Source organism: Ralstonia mannitolilytica, from assembly GCF_905397375.1.
In the GTDB taxonomy this organism is placed as follows: domain Bacteria; phylum Pseudomonadota; class Gammaproteobacteria; order Burkholderiales; family Burkholderiaceae; genus Ralstonia; species Ralstonia mannitolilytica.
This window is the reverse complement of the sequence record NZ_CAJPVG010000004.1, coordinates 243,222-268,621: the sequence shown is the minus strand read 5'-3', so window position 1 is coordinate 268,621 and position 25,400 is coordinate 243,222. Positions and strand designations below refer to the sequence as shown.

Below are 25,400 nucleotides of genomic sequence, written 5' to 3'. Positions count from 1 at the left end.
ACTTGCACCTCGCGCCGAACCCTTGTGTGGCAAGGGCTGGCGTCGGGGCCCGCTCGGTACGTGCTACTGCACGCATCCCGGCGCGCGTCCAGCCGGTTTACGCCTGCGGCCTTCGTGTGGAAGGCGCCTGCCAAGCCGGCAAAGCCGTCGCTCGCTCCGGTCCGACACCCCTGTCTCTGTGGGGACGTGAAACAGGGATTTCCCTAGTTTGTCGGATTCCAGAACGCATTTTGTTGACAATATTGAAGGCCCACCCGAATAATTGTCAACAGATTTTCGCGGCTCCTGATGCGGCGCTGCACTACTGAAAGGCGGGTCTTCCATGTCCAAGAATCTCAAGCTGGTCTCCACGGAAACGACGCTAAAGCCCGGTACGTCGGGCACCAAGGCAGCGGGGGCACGTATGTCGCTCGAAGAACGGATGTACCACGAGATCTACGACGCGATCATGGAGCACCGCCTTCCCCCGCGCACGAAGCTCACGGAGCACGCACTGTGCGAAATCTATGCCACCGCACGCCATACGGTGCGCAAGGTGTTCTCCCGGCTGGCCGCCGACGGCCTGGTCGATCTGGAACCGAATCGCGGTGCGTTCATTGCGGCGCCTTCCATCGACGAGGCGCACGCCATGTTCGAGCTGCGCCAGATCCTGGAGCGTGCCGTGCTCGACAAGGTCGGCCGCGGCGGCGACCCGAAAGCCGCCATCGCCCCGCTCGTGGAACTCGTCAAGGAAGAGCGCCAGGCCTTCGTCACGCATGACCGGCCGCGCTGGATCCGTCTTTCCGCCGAATTCCACGTCGCGCTGGCCGAGCAGGCAGGCAACCCCTTGGTGGTGGAGATGATGCGCCGGCTGGTGTCGCGCACCACGCTGATGATCGCCAGCGTCGAGGCCCCGGGCAACAACGCCTGCTCGTTCGACGAACACCTGGACATCCTCAACGCGCTCGAGCGCGGCGACGCCGCCGCCGCGCAGGCCCACATGGCCCAGCACTTGCAATGCTGTGCCGACCGCGTGCGCCCCGAAGCGCCCGCTGATTTCGACCTGCGTTCGGTATTGGGCCCGCGCAACCAAGTCTAGGACCGGTTTTGCCGTATCGGGCGAGCTGGCACGACAGAGGCCGCCGCCCCCAGGCCGGATGCCATCCGGCTCACCACCAAAAAGGAGACCTTCATGGCAAGCAGCACCATCGCCGCCCCCACGGCGGACCTGACCAATGAGCGCGTGGCGTACGGCCGCCTGCTCGCACTGGGTCTGCAACATGTCTTGGTGATGTATGCAGGCACCGTCGCGGTGCCGCTGATCGTGGGCGGCGCACTGCATCTGCCCAAGGAACAGCTCGCCTTTCTCATCAACGCCGACCTGTTTGCCGCGGGGCTGGCCACGCTCATCCAGGCGTTCGGCATCTGGAAGTTCGGCATCCGCATGCCGGTGATGATGGGCGTGACGTTCGCCTCGGTCGGCCCGATGATCGCCATCGGCACCGACCCGAGCATCGGCCTGCTCGGCATCTACGGCGCGGTGATCGCGGCGGGGCTGTTCGGCATCATCGTCGCGCCGCTCATGGGGCGCGTGCTCGGGCTCTTTCCGCCGGTGGTGACGGGCACCGTCATCACGCTGATCGGCATGTCGCTGATGGGCGTGGGCATCAACTGGGCAGCCGGCGGCCAGCCGACCATGAAAACGATGGTCGACGGCGTGCTCAAGACCGTGCCCAACCCTGCGTATGGCGATTTGAGCGGCCTGGCAATTGCGCTGGCGGTGCTGGTCATCATCCTGCTGCTGACCAAGTATGGCCGCGGCCTGATCGGCAACATCGCCGTGCTGCTGGGCATCGTGATCGGCACGTTCATCGCCATGGCGTTCGGCAAGGTCAGCTTTGCCGGCATGGCCGAGGCCGAGTGGGTGGCCGTCATCACGCCGCTGCACTTCGGCATGCCGACCTTCCACTTCGGCGCCATCGCTTCGATGTGCATCGTGATGCTGATCACGCTGGTGGAATCGACCGGCATGTTCCTGGCGCTGGCGGAAATCACCGGCAAGAAGCTCTCCACGGATGACCTGACCCGCGGCCTGCGCGCCGACGGCCTTGGCACCGTGATCGGCGGCGTGTTCAACACGTTCCCGTACACGTCGTTCTCGCAGAACGTGGGGCTGGTGACGGTGACGGGCGTGCGCTCGCGCTTCGTGGCGGCCATGGGCGGCGTGATCCTGATCCTGCTGGGCCTGTTCCCGAAGATGGCGCACATCGTGGCGTCGGTGCCGTCGTTCGTGCTGGGCGGCGCGGGCATCGTGATGTTCGGCATGGTGGCCGCCACCGGCGTGCGCATCCTGGGCTCGATCGATTTCAACAAGTACCGCCACAACCTGTTCATCGTGGCCATCTCGATCGGCTTCGGCATGATCCCCACGCTGGCGCCGACGTTCTTCCAGTACCTGCCCAAGTGGCTGGAGCCGGTCACGCACAGCGGCATCGTGCTGGGCACGCTGGTGGCCGTCATCCTGAACCTCTACTACAACGGCATGCAGTCAACCGAGCACGCGATGCGCGAGGCCGCTGCCAACACCCACGGCACGGAGTAACCGCATGGCCGGGCACATGAGCGCCACTCCCGCGCACACGGATCCGCTTCTGATCGCGCGTCACGCCGACGTGCTGGTCACCATGGACGCGCAACGGCGCGAGATCGCCGACGGCGCCCTGGTGGCGCGCGGCGGCGTGATCGAATGGGTGGGCGCCACGGCCGATCTGCCGTCGCAGTATCGCGATGCCATCGGCCGGCCCAGCGTGCGGGTCATTGAGCTGCGCGACCACGTCGTCACGCCAGGCTTCGTCAACACGCACCACCACATGTACCAGAGCCTGACGCGCGCCCTGCCCGCCGCGCAGGATGCCGAACTGTTCGGCTGGCTCACGAACCTGTATCCGGTGTGGGCGGGGCTCACGCCCGAGATGGTGCGCGTGTCCACGCTCACGGCGATGGCAGAGCTGCTGCTCTCGGGGTGTACGACGTCGAGCGACCACCTGTATCTGTACCCGAACGGCTGCCGGCTGGACGACTCCATCGAAGCCGCGCGGCTGATCGGCATGCGCTTTCACGCAGCGCGCGGCAGCATGAGCGTCGGCCGCAGCCAGGGCGGCCTGCCGCCGGACCGCGTGGTCGAAGGCGAAGACGCCATCCTGAAGGAAACGCAGCGCCTGATCGAAACCTGGCACGACCCCGATCGCCATTCGATGCTGCGCGTGGTGGTGGCGCCGTGTTCGCCGTTCTCGGTCTCGCGCGACCTCATGCGCGAATCGGCCAGGCTTGCGCGCAGCTATGGCGTATCGATGCACACGCACCTGGCCGAGAACGACAACGACATTGCGTACTCGCGCGAAAAGTTCGGCATGACGCCGGCGGAGTACGCCGAAGACCTCGGCTGGGTCGGCCACGACGTGTGGCATGCGCACTGCGTCAAGCTCGACGCACACGGCATCGACGTGTTTGCACGCACCGGCACGGGCGTTGCGCATTGCCCGTGCTCGAACATGCGCCTGGCCTCCGGCATTGCGCCCATCCGCACCATGCGCGATGCCGGCGTGCCGGTCGGCCTGGGCGTGGACGGCAGCGCGTCGAACGATGGCGCGCACATGCTCGGCGAAACGCGCCAGGCCATGCTGCTGGCACGCGTGGGCTTCGGCCCTGCGGCGATGAGCGCGCGGGAGGCGCTGGAAATCGCCACGCTCGGCGGCGCGCGGGTGCTCAACCGCGACGACATCGGCGCCCTGGCGCCCGGCATGTCCGCCGACTTTGTCAGCTTCGACCGCCATCAGGTCGGTCTTGCCGGCGCCGATCACGATCCGGTCGCCGCCCTGGTGTTCTGCGCCCCGTCCAACGTGGCGCATAGCGTGATCAACGGGCGCGTGGTCGTCGAAGACGGCCGCCTGACCACGCTCGAACTCGACGCCCATCTCACGGTTCACCGGAAGCTCGCGCTGGAACTGGCGCAGGCTGCCCGGGCAGTCCCGGCGTGACCGGATGGAGGGTGGCCTGGTGCACGACATCCCGCGTATCTGCGGCGTCCCGACAACACAGGGCCTGGCCACGCGCAAGCGGCGCTGGCCCTGCGTTGACGGGAACAACATCCACGCGTGATGTCGCGCATTTGGAAAACCCCATTCCGCCGTCCGGCCGGTGTTGTATGAAGTCTCTTCGGTGCCAAAAATCATGACCAACAACAACTACCCGCGCGATCTCATCGGTTACGGCAAGAACCCGCCCGACCCCAAGTGGCCGGGCGGCGCGCGCGTAGCCCTGCAGTTCGTCCTCAACTACGAGGAAGGCGGTGAAAACTGCGTGCTGCACGGCGACGCCGGTTCTGAGCAGTTCCTCTCCGAGATCATCGGCGCGGCCGCCTACCCTGCTCGGCACATGAGCATGGAAGGCATCTACGAATACGGCTCGCGTGCGGGCGTCTGGCGCATCCTGCGCGAGTTCGAAAAGCGCGGGCTGCCGCTCACCATCTTCGGTGTGTCGATGGCGCTGCAGCGTCATCCGGACGTGACGCAGGCGTTCGTGGACCTCGGTCATGAGATTGCCTGCCACGGCTGGCGCTGGATCCACTACCAGAACATCGACGAAGCGACCGAGCGCGAGCACATGCGCATCGGCGTCGAGATCATCCGCCAGATGACCGGCAACGCGCCGCTGGGCTGGTACACCGGCCGCGACAGCCCGAACACCCGCCGCCTGGTCGTCGAGCACGGCGGCTTCGTCTACGACGCCGACTATTACGGCGACGACCTGCCCTTCTGGACCGAAGTCCAAACGTCATCCGGCGAGACCAAGCCGCACCTGGTCGTGCCGTACACGCTCGACACCAACGACATGCGCTTCGCCAGTCCGCAGGGCTTCAACACGGCCGACCACTTCTACCAGTACCTGAAGGACGCCTTCGACGTGCTGTACGAAGAAGGCGACCCGAACGGCCTCGCCCGCCCGAAGATGCTGTCGATCGGCATGCATTGCCGGCTGCTGGGCCGTCCGGCGCGTTTCCGTGCGTTGCAGCGCTTCCTCGATTACGTGCAATCGCACGACAAGGTGTGGATCTGCCGCCGCATCGACATCGCCAACCACTGGATGCAGCACCACCCGTACGCCAGGCAACCCGTTTTGAGCACCGCAGCATGAGCCCGACGACTTACACCCTTTCGCAACTCAACGGCATGGACGCTGCCCAGTTCGTGCAAGTCCTGGGCGGCGTTTACGAACACTCGCCGTGGGTGGCCGAGCAGGCTGCCGCGCAACGCCCGTTCGCGTCCGCCGATGCGCTTGCCAACGCCATGCGCCACGCCGTGGACAACGCCGGCGAAGGCCCGCAGCTCGCGCTCGTCCGTGCCCACCCGGAGCTCGCCGGCAAGGCTGCCGTGCGCGGCGAACTGACTGCCGAGTCGACGCGCGAGCAAAGCGGCGCGGGGCTGAACCAGTGCACGCCGGAAGAGTTTGCGCGCCTGCAAGACCTCAACGCCCGCTACAACGAGAAGTTCGGCTTCCCGTTCATTCTCGCGGTGCGCGGCTACGACCGCCACGGCATCATCGAAGCCTTCGCCAAGCGCGTCGAGAACGACCGCGATACCGAGCTGCGCACGTCGCTGGAGCAGATCCACCGGATCGCGGGCTTCCGTCTGCACGATTTGATTTCAGGTTAAGCACGACAACAACGCTGTGGGCGCGGTGTCATGGGGCCTGGGACGCCGCCCGGCATGGAGCCTGACCAGCCGGCCTGCGACCGCATCGAAGAATGCGGCGCGACCCACGGTGATCTTCAACAACCAAGGAGGTAGCAATGCAGTGGAACATCAAGCGTGGCGCGGCCGCGCTGGCAGCGGCAGCGGCACTGGGGTCAGCGAGTGCCGGGGCACAGGCGCAATCGTCCGTCATGCTCTACGGCCAGGTGGACGCCTGGGCCGGCGCAACCAAGAACCTCGGCGCATCCGATCGTGCCTGGGGCGTCAATTCGGGTGGCATGTCGACGTCGTACTGGGGCATGAAGGGCAGCGAAGACCTGGGCAACGGCCTGAAGGCGATCTTCACGCTAGAAGCATTCTTCCGTCCCGACACCGGCAAGGCCGGTCGCTTTGACGGCGACACGTTCTTCGCGCGCAACGCAACCGTCGGCCTGTCTTCGAACTCGTGGGGCACGATCAAGCTCGGCCGTATCACGCCGCCGTATTTCGTCTCGACGATCCTGTTCAACCCGTACGGCGATTCGTACACGTTCTCGCCGATGGTGTTCCACACCTACCTCGGTAACGGCCTGACGGGCGCCGCGGGCATCTCGGGGCTGGTGGGCGATTCGGGCTGGAACAACTCGATCATGTATTCCACGCCCGATTTCAACGGGCTGACCGGCAACTTCATCTACGGGGCAGGCGAGCAGGCCGGCCACAACGGCCAGAACAAGTGGGGCGGCAACTTCCTGTACTTCCGCGGCAACTTCGCGGCCACGGCGGCCTTCCAGCAAGTGCGCTTCAACGCCAATCCGGGCGACTTGAATGCGCTGGTGACGGGCTTCTCGCGCCAGACGGCTGCGCAGCTGGGCGCGACGTACGACTTTGGCGTGGTCAAGCTGTACGGCCAGTACCAGTACATCAAGAACACGATCAACACGGGCGACGCCAAGAGCAACGGCGGCCAGCTCGGCGTGTCGATCCCGGTCGGCCCGGGCAGCATCCTCGCGTCGTACGCGTACACGAAAACCAGCGGTGCAGTGGACGTGAAGCGCAATACGTGGGCGGTGGGTTACGACTACGCGCTGTCCAAGCGCACCGACGTGTATGCCGCGTATTTCCGCGACAAGGTGTCGGACCTGAGCTCGGCCGACACGTTCGGCGTGGGCATCCGCGCGAAGTTCTGAGCCGTCGGCAGCAAATAAAAACGGCGCCTGGACTTTCCCCAGGCGCCGTTTTTCATTGGGCCGCCGCGCTGCGGCGGCCCGAACGCGACGATCAACCGATCAGCGCGCGGCCGACACGTCCGCCACCGCCAGCGCCGTCATGTTGACGATCCGGCGCGACGTGGCCGACGGGTTCAGGATGTGCACCGGCTTGGCCGCGCCCAGCAGGATCGGGCCCACCGTCACGCCCTGCCCGCCCGTGATCTTGAGCAGGTTGAACGCGATGTTGGCCGCATCCAGCGACGGCATCACCAGCAGGTTCGCGCTGCCCGAGAACGCGCTCTTGGGCAGGAAGTGGTGGCGGATGTCTTCCGACAGCGCCGCATCGCCCTGGATCTCGCCTTCCACCTGCAGGTCTGGCGCCTCGGTCTTCAGCAGGTCGTACGCGGCGCGCATCTTGCGGGCCGACGCGTTCTTCGACGAGCCGAACATCGAGTGCGACAGCATCGCCACCTTCGGCTCCTGGCCGAAGCGGCGCACCTCCTCGGCCGCCAGCTTGGTGATGTCGGCCAGCTCTTCAGCGCTCGGGTTCTCGTTGACGAACGTGTCGGCGATGAACAGCGTGTGCTTCTCCAGCATCAGGCCGTTCATGGCCGCAAACACCTTGGCGTTCGGCGCCAGGCCGATCACATCGCGCACGTGTTCCAGGTGCGCGTCGAAGCGGCCGATCGTGCCGCACAGCATGGCGTCGGCGTCGCCCAGGCGCACCAGCATCGCGCCGATCAGCGTGTTCGAGCGGCGCAGCGCCGACTTCGCCATGTCGGGCGTCACGCCGTTGCGGCCCATCAGTTCGTGGTAGGCCGTGTGGTACTGGTGATAGCGCGGATCGTCTTCCGGGTTCACCAGCTCGAAATGCACGCCGGCCTTCAGGCGCAGGCCGGCCTTCTGGATGCGCATCTCGATCACGTGCGGACGACCAATCAGGATCGGCTTGGCCAAGCCTTCGTCGACCACCGTCTGCACGGCGCGCAGCACGCGCTCTTCTTCACCCTCGGCGTACACGACGCGCTTCGGGTTGGCTTTCGCGGCCGAGAAGACCGGGCGCATCGTCAGGCCGGTGTGATACACGAAGTCGCTCAGCTGCGCGCGATAGGCATCCAGATCCTGGATCGGGCGCGTGGCCACACCGGACTCTTCGGCCGCCTTGGCCACCGCCGGGGCGATCTTCTCGATCAGGCGCGAATCGAACGGCTTCGGAATGATGTAATCCGGGCCGAAGTTCAGTTCCTGGCCGGCGTAGGCCTGCGCCACGGCATCGTTCGTCTCGGCTTCGGCCAGTTCAGCGATGGCCTTCACGCACGCGAGCTTCATCGCTTCCGTGATCTTGGTGGCGCCGCAATCGAGCGCGCCGCGGAAGATGTACGGGAAGCACAGCACATTGTTGACCTGGTTCGGATAATCCGAACGGCCCGTTGCAATGATGCAGTCAGGGCGGGCGGCCTTGGCCACCTCGGGACGGATTTCCGGCTCGGGGTTGGCCAGTGCCAGGATGATGGGCTTGTCGGCCATCGTCTTGACCATCTCGGCGGTCAGCACGCCGGCGGCCGAGCAGCCGAGGAACACGTCCGCATCGCGCACGATGTCGGCCAGCGTGCGGGCCGGGGTGTCCTGTGCATAGCGCGCCTTGTTCGGCTCCATCTTGGCGTCGCGGCCGGCATAGATCACGCCCTTGGAGTCGACCACGTAGATGTTCTCCCGCTTGACGCCCAGGCTCACCATCAGGTCCAGACACGCGATGGCCGCCGCGCCCGCGCCCGACACCGCCACCTTCACCTTGGCGATGTCCTTGCCGACGACCTTCAGGCCGTTGAGCAGCGCCGACGAAGAAATGATCGCCGTGCCGTGCTGGTCATCGTGGAAGACGGGGATGTTCAGACGCTCGCGCAGCTTCTGCTCGATGTAGAAGCACTCCGGCGCCTTGATGTCTTCGAGGTTGATGCCGCCCAGCGTCGGCTCCAGCGAGGCGATGATGTCGACCAGCTTGTCCGGATCGCGCTCGGCCAGCTCGATGTCGAACACGTCGATGCCGGCAAACTTCTTGAACAGGCAACCCTTGCCTTCCATGACCGGCTTGCCGGCCAGCGGGCCGATGTCGCCCAGGCCCAGCACGGCGGTGCCGTTGGTGATCACGCCGACGAGGTTGCCGCGCGAGGTGTATTCGGCCGCCAGCGACGGATCCTGCTCGATGGCCGTACATGCGTAGGCCACCCCCGGCGAGTACGCCAGCGACAGGTCGCGCTGGTTCATCAGGGCCTTGGTGGGGCGCACCTCGATCTTGCCGCGCGTGGGGGCGCGATGATATTCGAGTGCAGCGCGGCGCAATTCGGCCTCGGCGCCCTTGTCTTGGGAATCCGGCGAGGCATCGTGAAGCTTGTCGTTCATATGGATGAATCCTGATGGGGTGTTCTGCCGCGGAAACGCACGTGCGCTCAGGCAGGCTCACCCTGGTACGGAGGGGCAAAAAACAGGAGGAACCGGGAGAAACCGGAAGCGAGGCCGCAAGCGTTGCGGTGCGCCGTCAGGACGGTAGCGACGGGACGCAAGCGGCGCCGGCCAGGGGTGGCGGTCGGCGCGGGGTGGGATGGAGTGACAACGCTCAAGCAGGGTACGGCTGGCGGCCTACAAATTAGGTCACGCATTCTAACGTAGAGAGGCCGCCAAGCCCACCCGGGCGCATTACTTAGGCGCCGGTTTCACCGATGGATCAACGGGCAGCTCGACGAGGATGGGCTGCGCGTTCGGCGCCGGGAAGTTGGCGAATGCGCTGCGGATCAGATACGGCATCACGGCCGTCAGCGACCCATCGCCGCCTTGTGTCTGGGCCGTCACCTGGTAGACGCGCTTTCCGGTGGCCGCCTCGTCGATCTCGGCGTGGTACGTATAGACCGGTACCTGCACGTTCGATTCGACATATTGCGGACCCCACGGGCCCCAGGGCCCCCACGGACTGCGCCACGGACCCCACGGCCCAGGCCCCCAGTACGGTTCCGGATAGACCGGCTGCCGCACCTGCACGAGCCGCGTGGCCGTCGAGTATTCCACGCGGACGAGGTAGCGCGCGTTCCCGCGCGGCGCGCTGGTGAAGCCGTGTGCGGCCAGCTGGTCTGAAGTCCAGGCCTCGTAGGTCTGCCGTTCGAGATCGTTCTGCTGCGCCAGGCTGCGCTCGAAGGCGTAGGTGCGGGGCGGGGTATCGTTCCAGCCCGGCTGCCGGAATGCCGTCACCTGGCTGGTGACCGTGCTCGCGCAGCCCGCCAGCAGGCTGGCCGCGAGCAGCGCACCGCCCATCGGCCAGACGCCCGATGTCTTGTTCCACTTCCACATAGAAAAATCCCCCTACTCTCGATCAGACAGATGGCTGCACAGGCGCAAAAGCGTTGCGGACGGCCTGTGACTGAGAGTCAGGCCCGGCATGGAAGATTCCCGCCGGGGGCCTGAGTACAATGGTCTTTTGCGTTCCGCTACGAGGATGTTACCGATGTTGCGCACCGACACCGCCGCCACGATTTACCGCAAGGACTACACCGCCCCGGCCTTCCGCATCGACGACGTGGCCCTGGAAATCGACCTCGTGCCCGAGCGCACCCGCGTCGTCAACCGCATGCGCATGACCCGCACCGAGGCCGGCAGGCCGCTCGTGCTGATGGGCGAAGGGCTGGAGCTGGCGGGCGCAACGCTCGACGGCCGGGCGCTGTCCGGCCTGCAGGCCAGCGGCGACACGCTGACGGTGGACGCGGTCCCGGCAGACGTGGGCGCCAGCTTCACGCTCGAAATCGCCACCTATTGCAACCCGGCGGCCAACACGTCGCTGATGGGGCTGTACGTCTCGAACGGCAACTTCTTCACGCAGTGCGAAGCGGAAGGCTTTCGCAAGATCACCTACTTCCTTGACCGCCCGGATGTGATGACGGTCTACACCGTCACGCTGCGCGCGTCGAAGGCGGATTACCCGGTGCTGCTGTCCAACGGCAACCTGGTGTCCGAGCGCGACCTGCCGGAGGGCCGCCACGAGACGGTGTGGCACGACCCGTTCAAGAAGCCGTCGTACCTGTTTGCGCTGGTGGCCGGCAAGCTGGAATGCATTGAAGAGCGCATCCAGTCCGCCTCGGGCAAGGAAAAGCTGCTGCAGGTCTGGGTCGAGCCGCAGGATCTGGGCAAGACGCGCCATGCAATGGATTCGCTCATCCACTCGATCCGCTGGGACGAGCGCCGCTTCGGCCTGGAGCTCGACCTGGACCGTTTCATGATCGTCGCCGTGGGCGATTTCAACATGGGCGCGATGGAGAACAAGGGCCTGAACATCTTCAACACGAAGTACGTGCTGGCCAATGCGGAAACCGCCACCGACGTGGATTTCGCCAACATCGAATCGGTGGTCGGCCATGAGTATTTCCACAACTGGACGGGCAACCGCGTCACCTGCCGAGACTGGTTCCAGCTGAGCCTGAAGGAAGGCCTGACGGTGTTCCGCGACCAGGAGTTCTCCGCCGACATGGCTGCGCAGGCCGCCGCCCAGGCGGGCAACGAAACGGCCGCTGCGAGCGCGCGCGCCGTCAAGCGCATCGAAGACGTGCGCCTGCTGCGCCAGGCGCAGTTCCCCGAAGATGCCGGCCCCATGGCCCACCCGGTGCGCCCCGACAGCTACGAAGAGATCAACAACTTCTACACCGTCACGGTGTATGAAAAAGGCGCCGAAGTCGTGCGCATGTACCAGACCCTGCTCGGCCGCGACGGCTTCCGCAAGGGCATGGACCTGTACTTCCAGCGCCACGACGGCCAGGCCGTCACCTGCGACGACTTCCGCGCCGCCATGGCCGACGCCAACGGCCGCGACCTCACGCAATTCGGCCGCTGGTACAGCCAGGCCGGCACGCCGGTCGTCACCGTGGAAGGCCGCCACGACGCCGCCACGCACACCTATACGCTCACGCTGCGCCAGCGCTGCGAGCCGGTCGGCATCGAGGTGGGCAGCGGCATCCAGAAGCAGCCGTTCCACATCCCGTTCGCCATCGGCCTGATCGACAGCCAGGGCCGCGACTTGCCGCTGCGCCTGCGCGGTGAAACGGCATCGGGCAGCCCCGCCACCACGCGCGTGCTCGACTTCACGGAGGCCGAGCAGACCTTCGTCTTCGAAGACGTGGCAGAGGCGCCGCTGCCCTCGCTGCTGCGCAATTTCTCGGCGCCGGTCATCGTCGAGTACGGCTACACGACCGAGCAGCTCACCTTCCAGCTTGCGCACGATTCCGACCCGTTCAACCGCTGGGAAGCCGGCCAGCGCCTGGCCACCGACACGCTGCTGCGCATGGTGGCCGACATCCAGCAGGGCCGCGCGCCCGCTGTCGACCCCGCACTGGTGGAGGCGCTGCGCGCCGTGGTCGCCGATCGCGCCCTGGACCCGGCCTTCCGGGAGCAGATGCTGATCCTGCCGGCCGAGAGCTACCTGGCCGAGCGCATGGACGTGGCCGACCCGGCCGCGATCCACGCCGCGCGCCGCACGCTGCGCCGCACGCTGGCCGCGGCACTCAACGCCGAGCTGCTGCGCGCCTACCACGACAACCAGACCGAAGGCGCGTATTCGCCGGATGCCGTCTCCGCGGGCAAGCGCGCGCTCAAGAACATCGCTCTCGGCTACCTCGTGGAAACCGAGGCGCCCGAAGCGCTGGCCCTCGCCGAAAAGCAATACGCCGCCGCCACCAACATGACCGACCGCATGGGCGCCCTCTCTGCCATGGTGAACAGCTACGGCCCCGGCCGTGAAGCCGCCCTCGCCGACTTCTACACCCGCTTTGCCGACGACGCGCTCGTCATCGACAAATGGTTCTCGCTGCAGGCCATGCAGCCAGGTGCCGCGGGCAAGCCGACGCTGGCGACCGTGCGCGCACTGATGGCGCATCCGGCCTTTACGCTGCGCAACCCGAACCGGGCGCGTTCGCTCATCTTCAGCTTCTGCTCGGGCAACCCCGCGCAGTTCCACGCCGCCGATGGCTCCGGCTATGCGTTCTGGGCCGAGCAGGTGCTGGCGCTCGATGCGATCAATCCGCAGGTGTCGGCGCGCCTGGCGCGCGTGATGGACCGCTGGCGCAAATACGTGCCGGCGCTGCGCGACGCCATGCACGACGCGCTCAAGCGCGTGGCGGCACACCCGAGCCTCTCGCGCGATGTGCGGGAGATCGTCGGCAAGGCGCTGGCCTGAATGTCACCGCTTGTATCGTAAAATCGCGCCCGTCTCAGGAGAACCCATGAAGCGCATCAACCTCACCCGCTACCTGATCGAAGAGCAGCGCGAGCACAACACCATCCCGGCCGAGCTGCGCCTGCTGCTCGAAGTCGTGGCGCGCGCCTGCAAGGCGATCTCGCACAGCGTCAACAAGGGGGCCCTTGCCGGCGTGCTCGGCTCGGCCGGCACCGGCAACGTGCAAGGCGAAACCCAGCAGAAGCTGGACGTGATCGCCAACGAAGTCCTGCTCGAGGCCAACGAATACGGCGGCAACCTCGCCGCCATGGCTTCGGAAGAGATGGAATCGTTCTACGAGATTCCACACCGCTACCCGAAGGGCGAATACCTGCTGCTGTTCGATCCGCTCGACGGCTCGTCCAACATCGACGTGAACGTGTCGATCGGCACGATCTTCTCGGTGCTGCACATGCCCAAGCCCGGCGAGGCTGTCTCGGAGGCCGATTTCATGCAGCCGGGCGCCAAGCAGGTCGCCGCGGGCTATGCCGTGTACGGCCCGCAGACCACGCTGGTACTGACCGTCGGCAACGGCGTGCACATGTTCACGCTCGACCGCGAAGTCGGCAGTTTCATCCTGACCAACCGCGATGTGAAGATTCCGGCCGATACGAAGGAATTCGCCATCAACATGTCGAACATGCGCCACTGGGCCCCGCCCGTGCGCCGCTACATCGACGAATGCCTGGCCGGCACCGAAGGCCCGCGCGGCAAGGATTTCAACATGCGCTGGATCGCCTCGATGGTGGCGGACGTGCACCGCATCCTCACGCGCGGCGGCATCTTCATGTATCCGTGGGACAAGCGCGAGCCGGGCAAGGCCGGCAAGCTGCGCCTGATGTATGAAGCCAACCCGATGGCCTTCCTGGTGGAACAGGCCGGCGGCGCCGCCACCAACGGCCTTGAGCGCATTCTCGACATCCAACCCGAGAAGCTGCACCAGCGCGTGGCCGTGATCCTGGGGTCGAAAAACGAAGTGGACCGCGTGACGCAGTACCACCGCGAGGCCGCCAAGACGGCATGACGACGCGGTTTTGCCCGAGGTTTCAGCGGTGCTTGCAGGGTGACAAAAAGTTCTGCTAGAATCGCTGTTTCCGACGCCGCTGTAGCTCAGTCGGTAGAGCAGCGCATTCGTAATGCGAAGGTCACCAGTTCGATTCCGGTCAGCGGCACCAGGACATCACCCAAAACCCAAGCCTATGCTTGGGTTTTGTCTTTTTTGGCGCAAATCTGGCGTACGCGCAGATCGCTGCTGCCCATATCAGCCGCGAGACGCCTATCGCCCTCATACCCTTCGGCCCGCCATGATGTGGCCATCACCGGGTTAGTCGCGAACTCAGTGGGTTCAGAGAGCCCTTCCACCCGTGCAGACCCTTTGCGACCGCGCTGGCGTTGGCAGCCGCGAGTTCGTTGGCCATCTTGCCGGCGAACAGGTGCAGCGGAGCCGATTCGACGCTCGCAGGCTGGAATCACCGTGGCGGCGCCGTCCCATCCGTTGGGGTCAAAGCCGTGGGTCATTCGTCCCGCTGAGCTCGACGAGCATGTGCAACTGGTGCTCACCGATCGCACAACGCTCACGGAAGGCAAGACCTTCGGCGTTTTCTCGCCGCATAGATGGCGACTGGCCGATCTGGGCGCCAGGCATGCCTTCCTGCGCGCTGGATTCGGCTGGGGGCACATGCCGGTGGCGATGGTTCAGGATGACCTCGATTCGGGAAAGCTCGTGCCGTTGCAGCTGGAAGCCTTCCAACCGTACACGCCTCCGATCGCCATGTTTGCTGTCTACCGAAAGGACACACCGCCTGGGCCGGCGGGCCGCTGGTTCCTCAAGCGCCTAAAAGCCGGGCGCGATAACGACCAACAGTGACGATCGCGCATGCGGGGCGCACCGACCGGTACTCCGGCAACCCGACCGCCGCATCCTCCGATGTCCGGCTCCTGCAGAGGCAACACTGTGCCGCCCCCAAGCACCTGCGGCTCGCCTGCGCCCTGCACAAACGAGTCGGTCGATAGATCGACGCCCCCTGCATGCGGAGAAGATCCGATGGAAGCCCAGAATCGACCCCACGGATGGCATGTCCAGCAAGACACCCACCAACCCAACGACGATCACTACAACACTACGGTCGGGTTGTGAATTAAACCGCAACAGGTGGAAGGCCTAGACGGGCCCGGTCCCCCGATGTAAGACAACAACTTGTTGCATATCCGATAGTATAAGAACGGTCCTTCGCGCCTTCGGGGACAGCCTCCCTCCTCCCTAGCAGACCCATGCCCCATCGCAAACGCATTCCATATTCCATCATCGGTATCGGCATCGTCATTGCCTGTGCGCTGATGGGTGTGTGTGTTGCAACTTATCCAGAGCCGGGCCGACGCGCTGGAGCGTGCCCGCGAAACCTCGCGCAACGTTGGTTTGCTGGCAGAGCGCGACATCGAACGCAACATCGAGCTATACGACCTGTCCCTGCAGGCGGCGATCCACAACCTGCAGTTGCCAAACATCATGTCGGTGCCACCCGCGCTGCGGCGGGCGATTCTGTTCGACCATGCGATGACGGCAGACTACCTCGGCGCGATGCTGATCTTCGATGAGCACGGCAACATCGTTCAGGACTCGGCCAACGACGTCCCGCGGCAGGGCAATTTCGCGGACCGCAGGTACTTCACGATCCACAGGGAAAACCCGGACGCCGGCCTGTACATCAGTGACCCTTATGTGTCGCGCCTGCGGGGCGGCGCGCTCAGCATTGCCCTGTCACGACGCATTTCCAAGCCGGACGGGTCGTTTGGCGGGATTGCCGTGGTCGCGCTCAATCTCGACTATTTCCACAAGCTCTTCGGCGGTCTCGATCTGGGGGAGCGCGACGCCATTTCGCTCATCGGTTCCAATGGGGTGATGGTGATGCGCCAGCCGTACGACCCGAAGATCGTCGGCCGCAACATCAGCAAGGCCGCCACCTTCCAGAAGTTCCAAACGGCCCGGGAAGGGACGTTTTCCGAGACCGCCTCCATCGACGGGGTCCGACGGGTCTACTACTTCAAGCACTTCACGAAGCTGCCGTTCATCATCATGGTCGCGGAGGCCGAGGACGATATCTATGCCAGGTGGCGAAGCCGCGCCTTGATCATCGGCGGTCTGGTGTTCGCGTTCGGTATTTCCTTCATCGTGCTGACGCTGATGCTTGGCGCACAGCTGCGCCGGAGAATCCGCGCCGAGTACGAGCTTGAGCTGCTCGCCCGCACCGACGGGCTCACGGGCCTGAGCAATCGCCGCCGATTCGCAGAGTTGCTGGAGAACGAGTGGCGACGCGCACGCCGGGCGCGGTCCACCCTTTCCCTGCTCTTCATCGATATCGACCGCTTCAAGTCTTACAACGACACCTACGGACACCAGGCCGGAGACGACGCACTCGCCGCCGTCGCGCGATGCATTGCCGACAACATCCGCCGCCCCGGCGACACAGCGGCCCGTTACGGTGGAGAGGAGTTCATCGTGCTGCTTCCCGATACCCCGGAAGCCGGCGCGCGCCAGATCGCCGAGAAGATCCGAACCGCAATCATCGGACTGTTGATCGAACACGTCGGGAGCGACCTCGGGCACGTTACCGTCAGTATCGGCCTCGCTTCCTGGACGCCCGAGCAGGTGGGAGAGGCGCAGGACCTCATCAAGGAGGCCGACGAAGCGTTGTACTACGCCAAAGCCAGCGGACGAAACAAGACCGTCTCCTTCCACGACATCGCCGCCGCCTCGACGCCCTCGGAGCCCGTCGCGGCCACCTAGGCACAGGAGCCGCGCTCGCCGCGAACGGTTGCGTGACGCTGCAAGGATGTGCCTCCGGTACCGCAGGCATCCATCGTGCGCTGCGGACCAGAGGCCGTGATCACCGCTGCGATGTCTCGCCCGCCCGCCTTACTACTGTTGATTGGGCGCGACGATTCCGAACCGCTCCATCTGCCGATAGACCGTCGCACGCGCGATGCCAAGCTCGTGCGCGACCTGCGTAATGCGCCACTTGTTGCGGCGCAGGGCGGCCAGCAGCGCTTCGCGCTCGTTGCCGGCAGCTGCCTCGGCCGCGGCAGGAACCGCCGACGGCATGCTCCCGGTCGAGCCCTCCAGAATCTCGGGCGGCAAGGCATCGACGTCGATCAAGCCGTTGTCGCTCATGGCCAGCGCAAAACGCAGCACGTTGCGCAGCTGGCGGACATTGCCCTGCCACGGGTAATTGCGCAGCAGGGCCAGCGCGGCCGGTGCGAGCTCCGCCTGCATGTCGAGCTGGCGCGCCTCTTCCTCGACGATGCGGCCGATCAGGTAATCCTTGTCGCGCCGCTCGCGCAGCGTCGGCAGGTGCAGCGTTGCGCCGCATAGCCGGTAGTAGAGGTCCTCGCGAAAGCGCTGCTCGGCAATCAGCTGACGCAGGTCGCGGTGCGAGGCGGCAATCACGCGCAGGTCAACGGGAATCGGTTTTTCCGAGCCGAGCGGCATCACCTCGCGTTCGGACAGCACGCGCAGCAGCCGGCTCTGCAGGTGCAGTGGCATGTCGCCGATTTCATCGAGGAAGAGCGTACCGCCATCCGACTGTGCGATCAGGCCTCGCATGCCCTTGCTGCGGGCGCCCGTGAACGTGCCGGGCGTGTAGCCGAACAGTTCGCTCTCGATCAGCGATTCGGGAATCGCGGCGCAGTTGACGGCGACGAACGCCTTGCCGCGGCGCTCGCTCGCACTGTGGAGCGCCTTGGCGAGGACCTCCTTGCCGGTACCGGTCTCGCCCTGCACCAGGATGTTGAGCGGCTTGTTGGCCAGGCGCTTGGCCTGCAGGATGAGCCGCTGCATGTGCGGATCGTCTGCGCCGAGGGCGTCCAGCGCTGCGCTCGCCTCGGGGCTCGGCAAGGCGGGCTGTGCCGCGGCCGATGGCATCGACGGCTTGCTCGGCGCACCGCGCGGCGGAATCCCGGTGGCGTAGTACACGCCGTGGTCGAACATCCGCACCGCCGTGCGCTCCGACGAGGTGCCCGCGCGGGCAATGCGCCACAGCTCGCTCATGTCTTGGCGAAACACTTCCGTGAGCAGATGCCCGCGCACGTCGGCATGCGGATCGCTCTGAAGCCGCAGCTTGCGCCGCCCGCCGCTGTTGATGCCGCGGATGATGCCGTCGGCATCGAAGGCGATCATGATTTCGCTGTCCACATCGACCAGGGACCACGTCGAGCCCAGCCGCAGAATCCATTGGTCGCGGAAGTAGCGCAGGAAGTTGGCGTCTTCGATCTTCTGCGCATACATGGCCGTCATCTGCAGCGCGAGGTGCTGCCCTTCGCGTGGAGCCGGTGCGCTCAGCGCCGACACGTCGAGCACGCCCAGGAAGTTGCCCGTCGGGTCGAACAGCGGCGCGCTGTTGCAGGTGAGCGAGATGTGGCAGGCGTCGAAGTGGTCGGTCTGGTGGCATGTGACCGGGGCCTGCTCGACGATGCACGTGCCGACCGCGCAGGTGCCGGCGCGCGATTCGCTCCAGTCGGCGCCCAGATAGAGGCCGGAGCGCTTGAGTTCGCGGTCGAGGTGGTCGTTGCCGATGAAGTCGACCGTGACGCCATAGGCGTCGGTCAGCAGCAGCACGTAGTCGAGGCCGGAGACGCGCTTGTAGAGCTGCTCCATGCCGGTGCGGGCGACGCTCAGGAAATCCTCGATCTGGTCTTTGTGCTCGCGCAGCTGATGCGCCTCGACGATGTACGCGGGCGTCGGGCGGCTGGGGTCGCGGCCGTAGTCGTCCAGGCAGCGCCGCCACGAGCGCTCGATGACGCCGTGCGCCTCCCCCGGCTGCTGCGAAAAGGCGAGCAGCCGCTCGATATGTGCGCGGTGTGCTTTTTGCTGCACGACTGTCTCCTTGGCCGCCGCATTGGAAGGGATGCGGAGCCCATGCCGCCGGTCTCGTGCCGGTCGTTGAGGGGCCCGCGATGCGGTCTACGCTAATCGATTTGCCCGGTCACCGCAACGTGCCGGCGACCAGGCCGGCGGGCCTAGATGTCCTGCCGTTTCAATGCCCCGGCAATGTATTCCGCCTGCCGGATGGCCAGCGCCACGATGGTGAGCGTGGGGTTGGCCGCGGAGCTCGACGTGAACTGGCTGCCGTCGGAAATGAACAGGTTCTTCACGTCGTGCGCCTGGCCCCACTTGTTGACCACGCCATCGCGGGCATTGGCGCTCATGCGGTTGGTGCCCATGTTGTGGCTGGCCGGATAGGCCGGCATGTCGATCACGCGGGTCGCGCCCACCGCTTCCGACACCTTGCGCCACTGCACGAGGCCGTGCGCCGTGATCTTCTCGTCGTTCTCGTGATAGGTCTTGGTGACGATGGGGATGGGCAGGCCGTACTGATCCTTCTCGGTCGGATGCAGCGTGATGCTGTTCTGCTCGCGCGCCAGGTCTTCACCGCATACCCAGACACAACTCATGTGGTCGTACATTTCCAGGGCCGAGGTAAAGTCGCGCCCCCAGCCGCCCGGCTTCATGAACGCCGCCGTGTACGGCAGGTGAATCGCCAGGCCCTCAAGGTAGTAGCCGCCGACAAACCCGCGCTTGGTGTTGAGCGGCACCTCGTCAGCCACCACGGCGGCAATGTCAAAGCCGCGGTACATGTAGACCGGCTTCTTGTGGATCGACACCGCCGCCGCCGTGGCGTGGTTCATGTAGTTCCTGCCCACCTGCCCCGACGAGTTCGCCATCCCGTCCGGAAACATGCTCGACGCCGAATTCAGCAGCAGCCGCGGCGACTCGATCGAATTACCGGCCACGCACACCACGCGCGCCTTCTGCAGCTGCTTGCGGCCCTTGTTGTCGACGTAGAGCACGCCGTTGGCACGGCCCTGCTTGTCGTGCTGGATCTGCAGCACCATCGATTCGGGCCGCAGTTCAACGTTGCCCGTGGCCTGCGCGCGCGGCACTTCCGTATAGAGCGTGGACCACTTCGCACCGATCTTGCAGCCCTGCATGCAGAAACCGATCTGCATGCAGCCGGGCCGGCCGTCGTACGGTTCGGAGTTGGACGCCGCCGGGCGGACGATGTGCTTGTAGCCAACCTTCTTCGCGCCCGCCTCGATCACCTTGTAGTGGTTGTTCGGCGGCATCGGCGGCAGGCCGCTGGCCTTTGTGCCGCATACGCCCATCTTTTTCTCTGCCAGTTCGTAATACGGCTCGAGTTCTGCCAGCGTGATGGGCCAGTCGAGCACGTTGGCGCCTTGGATCGCGCCATACGTAGTCCTGGTGTGGAAGTCGTGCTCCTGGAACCGCAGCGCCACGCCCGACCAGTGCACCGTCGAGCCGCCCACGCCCTTCACAATCCAGGCCGGCAGGTTCGGATACGTCTTGGTGTGATGCCAGCCGCCGGCCGAGATGCGCTTGTCGAGCCACGAGATCTTGTTGAACATCGCCCATTCGTCGTTCTCGAAATCAGCCTGCGTGTAGTGCTTGCCGGCTTCCAGAACCACGCATTTGACGCCGCGCTGCGCCAGTTCGTTGGCCAGCGTGCCGCCGCCTGCCCCCGAACCGACAATCACGACGACGCTGTCATCGTCGAGCGAGAACCTTGCCTGATCCGCCATGATGGTTGTCTCCTGTTTTGTTGTGTGCCGGCTCAGAGCCAGTCGATATCGTCAAAGCCGCGGTGCAGGTAGCCGCCCTTCTGCCACGACGAGCCCTCGTAGCCGAACAGCGGCCACAGCTTCTTGTTGTTGTAGAGCCCCGTGACCAGGTCGCCCTGGACCTTCTTGAAGAAGGGCGTGGGTTCGATGTCCTTGAGCAGCGCCACGCGTTCGCTCTCGGTTTTGACCTGGGCATAGGGCACGCCATAGCGCTGCCTTGCGCGTTGATCCAGGTCCCTCACGCCGTCGGTCAGCAGGGTTCTTACCGCCGGGTCCTTGGCGGAGGCGGCGTCATAGGGCGCGACCGCCTCCACGTAGAACGTGTCGGCCAGCTTGTCGTGCGGATAGATGTCGCGCGCCATGCGCACCAGCGTCTTGCCGGTGGCCGTACCGAGGCGCGGAAAGCTCTGCGTGACCGCCACGTCCTTGCTGGCCGCCATGGCCGCCGGGATGACCGTGACGCCGATCGCGGCCAGGCCGCTGCCGCGCAGAAAGCCTCGGCGCGACACCTTCGGTTGTTTGTCCAGTACGCGCATGGCGGGGCCAGCGGGTGCCGTGGGTTTCATGGTGATTGCCTCCTTTTGTGGGCGGGCACAGGGCGCGCCTCGTTTTGTGGATATGCACTGCGTTGGCCGTGGGATCACGGGCCCGCCGCGGCGGACAGGGGGCCCGGCGCCGGTCGGCGCGCGCGGCGTGGTTGAGCGGGGCCGCCCGGATCGTCGTGTTCGCCCAGCACGTCGATGAGCATGTGGTGCAGGCGCTCGGCCAGGACGGTCGCCATCAGCGGCATGCCGAGCTCTTCCGCACACGACGTCGTGCAGGCCTGCAAGCGCGCGACGTCGGCGGTGTCCGCGCCCAGCACGCTGCACAGCAGCGGCCAGTCGGGAGGTGAAAGCAGCGTGCCGCAGGTGAGCAAGGCGCCGGTGCGCCGCCGGACCTGGGCGAGCCCAACGATCTTGCGCTGGCCGACAACGACTTCCCACGGCGACAGGCCGCCAAAGCAGGCCCACTTGAGCGACGGGTCCGGGCGCGCCGCCTGCAGCGCCTCGGGCGCCACCGCATGGGCGGCCATGCCGAGATCGCGCAGCAGGCCCGCATGCAGCATCCCGAGCCAGCGGTAGCTGGACACCGTGCCGGTCGCGAGCAACGGGTGGTCTGCAGGCAGCACGATCGACGCGGACAGCATCCACGGCCCCGTCAGCACCGCGCCGCCTCCGGCATCGCGCACGACCACCGGCGTACGGCCGCCCGCCAGCTGCGCATGCAGCGTGGCCTGCGCGCGGCCGAGCACGACACCGGGCGCCGCATAGGTCCACAGCCGCACGGCGGGCCGCAGAACCGGCTGCGCAAGCTGCGCGCGGTTCCACGCCTGCTCCTGCGCGCAGTGGATGCCGTCGGCAAGAAAGGCGGGCGCGAGCATCACAGGCCTTCCGTGGTTTCCAACCGCGTGCGCAGGTCGGTCAGGAAGCGCGCGGCCGGGTAGCCGTCCACAGCGCGGTGATCGAAGACGAGATGCAGGCCCATCATCGGCGCGATCACGATGCTGTCGTTGCGCACCACCACGCGCCTGGCAACGCGCGTCACGCCGAGGATGGCGACCTGCGGCACGTTGATGATCGGGGTGAAGCTGTCGATACCGGTCATGCCCAGGTTGGTGACGGTGAACGTGCCCTGCTGGTAGCTGCCCGGTGACAGCGTGCCCGCCCGCGCGCCTTCCGCCAGGCGGCGGCTCTCGGCGGCAATGTCGGCCACCGGCTTCGTATCGACCTGGCGCAGCACCGGCACCATCAGCCCCTCGTCGAGGCTGACGGCCAGGCCGATGTTGACGTCGGGCATCAGCTCGACTTCCTTTTCCACCACGCGGGCGTTCAGGCGCGGATGCTCGCGCAGCGTCAGCGCCACAGCGCGCAGCACGAAGGCCGTCAGCGTGACCTTGCACTGCGGCCCGAGCTGCTGCTGCAGGGCCTGCACGGCGGCTTCCAACCGGGTGGCATCCACCTCGATCGACTGCGCCACGCGCGGCACCTGCCACGCGGCGCCCATGGAGCGCGCGATGGCGCCGCGCATGCCGGCGAGCGGCACGACACGGCGCGCGCCGGCCTCCGGCACGGAAGCAAGGTCGTGGCTCATGCCTTGGGCTCCAGCCGTGCGAGGACGGCGCTGCGCCCGAAGGTGTCCTGCGCGGCCACCTCCAGCGCGGCGACCACGCCGTCGGCCGGCGCCGTTACCTCATGCGTGGTCTTGACGAGCTCCACCACCGCCAACGGCTGCCCGGCGCTCACCGCCTCCCCGGGCTTGACGAGCCACTCCTGCAACAGGGCCTCGGTGCCCTCTTCCACGTCCTGCCAGGCGGCGTCGGACATCAATACGTCGATCATGCTGCTTCTCGCTTGAGTGAATAGGAAACGGGTGGGTGCTGCACCAGCGCACGCACCTGCGCGGCGATGCTGTCGACCTGCGGAATGACGAACTGCTCGAGCGGCCGGGAGTACGGGATGGGCACGTCGGGCACCGCCAGGCGCCGCACGGGCGCGCGCAATGCCACGGTGTCGAGGTTCTCCGCCACGATGGCGGCAATCTCGCCAGACAGGCCGAAGCTGAGGTAGTCCTCGTCGGCCACCAGCAGACGGCCGGTCTTGGCCACCGAGCGCAGCACGGCCTGGCGGTCGAGCGGCACGATGGTGCGCAGGTCGATCACCTCAACGTCAATGCCCTCGGCGGCGAGCTGCTCGGCCGCCAACAATGACTTCTGCACCATCTGCGAGAGCGTGACGATGGTCACGTCGCGGCCTTCGCGCGCCACGCGCGCCTGCCCAAAGGGGATCGTGTAGGCCTCTTCGGGGACCGCGTTCGTGCTGCCCTCGAAGTAGGACATCCACGACAGGCCCATGATGCCCTTGTGGTAGCAGAAGATGACGGGGTTGTCGTCGCGGATGGCCTGGATCATCAGGCCCTTGGCGTCGTATGCGTTGGACGGTACGACCACCTTCATCCCTGGCATGTGCGCAAAGCTCGCGTACAGGCATTGCGAGTGCTGGGCCGCATCGTTGTAGCCGCCGCCGATGCCGGTGGTGATGACCGCCGGCAGCGCGACACGGCCGCCCGACATGTAGGTGTTCTTGGCCAGATGGTTGTAGATCTGGTCGAAGCACACCCCGAAGAAATCCACGAACATCAGCTCGGCGATGGGGCGCAGGCCTTCTGCCGCCGCGCCCAGCGCCGCCCCGATGAAGGCCGTCTCCGAGATCGGCGTGTCCATGATGCGATCCGGCCCGAAGCGGTCGAGCAACCCAGTGGTCGCGCTGAAAATGCCGCCGTACTTGCCGATGTCTTCGCCCATGACGAAGACACGCGGGTCGCGTTCCATTTCCTGGCCGATGGCTTCGGAAATGGCCTGCGCCATGGTGAGGGTGCGCGCGCCCTGCGCCGCGCCTTGTGAGGCTTGCATGGTGAGTCTCCTGGAATGGCCGCAGGGGCTGCTTAGTGGACGAAAACGTGGTTCAGCGCGTCGCTCGGCTCGGGGTACGGGCTGTTGCGGCCGAAGTCGTAGGCCGCGTCGATGCGCGCAGCGATTGCGGCCCGCAGTGCGGCATCCGCGTTGTCATCGAGCAGGCCCGACGCACGCAGGCTGCTGCCGAGCAGGTTGATGGGATCGGACTCGCGCAGGTGCTTCGCCTCGTCCTTCGGGCGATAGGTTTCGGGGTCGCCCTGGAAATGGCCGAGGTAGCGGTCGGTCTTCACCTCGATCAGCGTGGGGCCCTCGCCGCGGCGCGCCCGGGCCACGGCCTGGCCGGCGGCGCGATACACCGCCACGGCATCATTGCGATCGACCAGCACGCCCGGCATGCCATAGCCGGCCGCGCGCACGTCGTTGGACGGCACCGCCGTCGATTCGGATTTCTCGACCGAGATGCCGTACTTGTTGTCTTCGCAGATGAAGATGACGGGCAGCTTCCACAGCGCGGCCAGGTTCAGCGATTCGTGGAACGCGCCCTGGTTGGCCGCGCCTTCGCCGAACACGGCGACCGCCACCCAATCCTTGTTGAACTTGCGTGCCGCGAGCGCGGCGCCGCAGGCCTGCGGCATGCTCGCGCCCACGATGCCGCTGCAGGAGAACTTCGTCTCGGGGTGGAACAGGTGCATATGGCCGCCCTTGCCGCGGCCCAGGCCCGTGGCCTTGCCGAAGATCTCGGCCGTCATCTCGTCAAGCGGCACGCCCTTGGAGATGGCGAAATGGTGGGCACGGTGCGGCCCGACCACGGTGTCTTCGGGCCGCAGGTGCGCACATACGCCGACGGCCACCGGCTCCTGCCCTGCCGACAGGTGCATCTCCCCCGGCACGGGGCCGGCGCCAATGTCGAACGCCAGGCCCTTCTGAATCTTCGGCGGCAGCTTGCCTTCCAGATAGACCTTCGCCATGGTCTCTTCATATTGGCGAATCTCGATCATCTTCTCGTACATCCACAGAAGATGTTGGGGTGTCGGGTCCATGCAAAGTCTCCTCTTGCGCTCGTATTGGTGTCCGGTTTCAGGGCCGGCTGAGCGGGAATTGCAAGAGGGGTGCCAGCTGCAACAGGCTGGGCGGCTCGAGCGGGAGCATCT

The 25,400-nt window shown here is 66.1% G+C and carries 19 protein-coding genes, 1 tRNA gene and 1 pseudogene; 11 read left to right on the top strand and 10 right to left on the bottom strand.

Translation table 11 applies throughout. The annotated features are described in order from the left end of the window. Positions 1-322: 322 nt before the first annotated feature. The 6 genes from KHN96_RS11195 (at position 323) to KHN96_RS11170 (ending at position 6,898) form a co-directional block, all read left to right on the top strand. Positions 323-1,078, top strand: a complete 756-nt coding sequence (locus tag KHN96_RS11195) for a GntR family transcriptional regulator (RefSeq protein WP_045787250.1) — start codon at positions 323-325, stop codon at positions 1,076-1,078. A gap of 93 nt (positions 1,079-1,171) precedes the next feature. Continuing rightward, positions 1,172-2,581, top strand: a complete 1,410-nt coding sequence (locus KHN96_RS11190) for a nucleobase:cation symporter-2 family protein (protein WP_062738363.1) — start codon at positions 1,172-1,174, stop codon at positions 2,579-2,581. A 16-nt stretch (positions 2,582-2,597) separates the two neighbouring features. Further along, on the top strand, positions 2,598-4,016 hold the full coding sequence (locus KHN96_RS11185) for an 8-oxoguanine deaminase (protein ID WP_062738390.1): 1,419 nt from the start codon (positions 2,598-2,600) through the stop codon (positions 4,014-4,016). A gap of 193 nt (positions 4,017-4,209) precedes the next feature. Next, positions 4,210-5,172, top strand: coding sequence for an allantoinase PuuE (gene puuE, locus KHN96_RS11180; RefSeq protein ID WP_045787252.1), 963 nt, complete (start codon positions 4,210-4,212; stop codon positions 5,170-5,172). Further along, on the top strand, positions 5,169-5,690 hold the full coding sequence (gene uraD, locus KHN96_RS11175; protein ID WP_062738362.1) for a 2-oxo-4-hydroxy-4-carboxy-5-ureidoimidazoline decarboxylase: 522 nt from the start codon (positions 5,169-5,171) through the stop codon (positions 5,688-5,690). Before puuE ends, uraD begins: the two co-directional genes overlap by 4 nt. Positions 5,691-5,827: 137 nt before the next feature. After that, positions 5,828-6,898 (top strand): porin, encoded by a 1,071-nt coding sequence (locus tag KHN96_RS11170; RefSeq protein ID WP_062738361.1) that lies wholly within the window; start codon positions 5,828-5,830, stop codon positions 6,896-6,898. A gap of 99 nt (positions 6,899-6,997) precedes the next feature. Here KHN96_RS11170 and KHN96_RS11165 read toward each other — a convergent pair whose 3' ends face one another. Both KHN96_RS11165 and KHN96_RS11160 read right to left on the bottom strand, forming a co-directional pair. Beyond that, positions 6,998-9,319 (bottom strand): NADP-dependent malic enzyme, encoded by a 2,322-nt coding sequence (locus KHN96_RS11165; RefSeq protein ID WP_062738360.1) that lies wholly within the window; start codon positions 9,317-9,319, stop codon positions 6,998-7,000. A gap of 294 nt (positions 9,320-9,613) precedes the next feature. Further along, positions 9,614-10,258: a DUF4136 domain-containing protein gene (locus KHN96_RS11160; RefSeq protein WP_062738359.1), complete on the bottom strand. Its 645-nt coding sequence runs from the start codon at positions 10,256-10,258 to the stop codon at positions 9,614-9,616. Between the two features lie 154 nt (positions 10,259-10,412). Here KHN96_RS11160 and pepN point away from each other — a divergent pair, with 154 nt between their 5' ends. From pepN to KHN96_RS11135, 5 genes and pseudogenes are all read left to right on the top strand, one after another. Continuing rightward, positions 10,413-13,127: an aminopeptidase N gene (gene pepN, locus KHN96_RS11155; RefSeq protein ID WP_062738358.1), complete on the top strand. Its 2,715-nt coding sequence runs from the start codon at positions 10,413-10,415 to the stop codon at positions 13,125-13,127. A 46-nt stretch (positions 13,128-13,173) separates the two neighbouring features. Beyond that, positions 13,174-14,190, top strand: coding sequence for a class 1 fructose-bisphosphatase (locus KHN96_RS11150; RefSeq protein WP_045787258.1), 1,017 nt, complete (start codon positions 13,174-13,176; stop codon positions 14,188-14,190). A 75-nt stretch (positions 14,191-14,265) separates the two neighbouring features. Further along, a tRNA-Thr gene (locus tag KHN96_RS11145) sits at positions 14,266-14,341 on the top strand. Between the two features lie 299 nt (positions 14,342-14,640). Continuing rightward, on the top strand, positions 14,641-15,033 hold the full coding sequence (locus KHN96_RS11140) for a LysR substrate-binding domain-containing protein (RefSeq protein ID WP_181817394.1): 393 nt from the start codon (positions 14,641-14,643) through the stop codon (positions 15,031-15,033). 404 nt (positions 15,034-15,437) lie between these two features. Beyond that, a pseudogene (locus KHN96_RS11135) lies at positions 15,438-16,950 on the top strand (sensor domain-containing diguanylate cyclase). 132 nt (positions 16,951-17,082) lie between these two features. Here the strand turns inward: KHN96_RS11135 and KHN96_RS11130 are convergent. From KHN96_RS11130 to KHN96_RS11095, 8 genes are all read right to left on the bottom strand, one after another. Continuing rightward, a complete protein-coding gene (locus tag KHN96_RS11130; protein WP_062738356.1) occupies positions 17,083-19,035 on the bottom strand; it encodes a sigma-54-dependent Fis family transcriptional regulator in 1,953 nt (650 codons plus the stop codon). A 143-nt stretch (positions 19,036-19,178) separates the two neighbouring features. Then, positions 19,179-20,759, bottom strand: a complete 1,581-nt coding sequence (locus tag KHN96_RS11125) for a GMC family oxidoreductase (RefSeq protein ID WP_045787261.1) — start codon at positions 20,757-20,759, stop codon at positions 19,179-19,181. A 32-nt stretch (positions 20,760-20,791) separates the two neighbouring features. Continuing rightward, entirely contained in the window at positions 20,792-21,364 is a 573-nt protein-coding gene (locus KHN96_RS11120) for a twin-arginine translocation signal domain-containing protein (RefSeq protein WP_115043885.1), read from the bottom strand. 74 nt (positions 21,365-21,438) lie between these two features. Next, entirely contained in the window at positions 21,439-22,218 is a 780-nt protein-coding gene (locus tag KHN96_RS11115; RefSeq protein ID WP_062738354.1) for a lipoate--protein ligase family protein, read from the bottom strand. Continuing rightward, entirely contained in the window at positions 22,218-22,928 is a 711-nt protein-coding gene (locus tag KHN96_RS11110) for a dihydrolipoamide acetyltransferase family protein (RefSeq protein ID WP_045787263.1), read from the bottom strand. Before KHN96_RS11110 ends, KHN96_RS11115 begins: the two co-directional genes overlap by 1 nt. Further along, on the bottom strand, positions 22,925-23,176 hold the full coding sequence (locus KHN96_RS11105) for a lipoyl domain-containing protein (protein WP_045787264.1): 252 nt from the start codon (positions 23,174-23,176) through the stop codon (positions 22,925-22,927). The genes KHN96_RS11110 and KHN96_RS11105 overlap by 4 nt, the downstream gene beginning before the upstream one ends. Next, a complete protein-coding gene (locus tag KHN96_RS11100; protein ID WP_062738353.1) occupies positions 23,173-24,246 on the bottom strand; it encodes an alpha-ketoacid dehydrogenase subunit beta in 1,074 nt (357 codons plus the stop codon). The genes KHN96_RS11105 and KHN96_RS11100 overlap by 4 nt, the downstream gene beginning before the upstream one ends. 32 nt (positions 24,247-24,278) lie before the next feature. Then, a complete protein-coding gene (locus KHN96_RS11095) occupies positions 24,279-25,289 on the bottom strand; it encodes a thiamine pyrophosphate-dependent dehydrogenase E1 component subunit alpha (protein WP_062738352.1) in 1,011 nt (336 codons plus the stop codon). Positions 25,290-25,400 lie beyond the last annotated feature (111 nt).